The sequence below is a fragment of the Shewanella sp. 10N.286.52.B9 genome (assembly GCF_002873635.1).
Lineage (GTDB): Bacteria > Pseudomonadota > Gammaproteobacteria > Enterobacterales > Shewanellaceae > Shewanella.
Genome location: NZ_MCTY01000189.1, coordinates 1 through 1,063, shown reverse-complemented (window position 1 = coordinate 1,063; position 1,063 = coordinate 1). Strand labels below are relative to the sequence as shown.

General features: G+C 43.2%; 1 protein-coding gene. It reads right to left on the bottom strand.

All coding sequences use genetic code 11. The features are described from left to right. Positions 1–125 precede the first annotated feature (125 nt). On the bottom strand, positions 126–1,022 hold the full coding sequence (locus tag BCU91_RS14025) for a LysR substrate-binding domain-containing protein (protein ID WP_102531739.1): 897 nt from the start codon (positions 1,020–1,022) through the stop codon (positions 126–128). Positions 1,023–1,063: the final 41 nt, after the last annotated feature.

Genomic DNA, 1,063 nt, shown 5'->3' with positions numbered 1-1,063 from the left:
CTAATTTAGTAAAATCACTGGCAAACGTTTGTCCCAAAATGTCTTTAGAATCGGTCCATTTCTTTTATCACTTACGTGGTTTTTGATAGCGAGACATGTCATCTAAAGTGATTCGACTTGAGCATTTATAGCGCTAGCTGCTTGAGGTGCTCTTTAACCAGCTCAATCATGGCAATTGCGGCAAAAGATAATGGCTTGCCTTTACTCCAAAATAAATTCATCTTCCAGCTTAAATTGGTATCAATAAGTTCACGCTGCACCACGCCTTCCAGTTGATAACGCTCGGCAATAAACTTAGGTAATAACATTATCCCAGTGCCTGCAGCAACCAGCGCTATGCCAAACTCAGGTTGATTCACTAAGGTTGGGCTTTCTATGCTGATACCAGCCTGTTGATAAGCATTAATGACCATCTCATGCAGTGAAAACTCTGCTTCAAATAAGATATCCTCGCAGTTACCCAGTGCCTTGATGGATATTTGCGGCTGCTTTGCCAGCGGGTGCTGACTTGGCAGCACCACGACCATAGGCTCGGTATGAATTGCTATTCCTTCAAACTCTTGATTAAGCTCGATAATACCTGTTGCTAGCTCTATTTCGCCATTTTTTAATGCTAAGGTTTGTTGCACTCCACCGCGAACTAACAGCTGATTATTAATGTGTGGATAACGTTGCTGGTATTTGGCAATAATTGGCGCAAATAGCTCGGCGCTGCCCAGTGGCGCTAAGCCTAATTTTAACTGCCCTTTATGGAGCCCTTTCAGTAAGGCTATTTCATCAAACAGCGCTTGTTTGGTGCTGAGTAACTGCTGCGCATAGTCATACACCAGCTGGCCGTAGCTGGTAAGGGTTACGGCTGTGCCGCGTTTACCACGGGTGAGTAGCGTAAGCTCAAGTTCAGCTTCCAATTGGGTGATGGATTTTGACAGCGCAGGTTGGCTAATATGGATTTTTTCTGCAGCGCGATTAAAGCCACCACAGTTTACGATGTCGACAAAATATTGCAGCGTTTTAAGATCCATAATTACATAGCTTTTAGTTATTTAATTGGTAAATAATATTC

Coding starts and splice junctions, on each gene's coding strand:
- BCU91_RS14025 (WP_102531739.1), bottom strand. CDS start 1,022: ATGGATCTTAAAACGCTGCAATATTTTGTCGACATCGTAAACTGTGGT.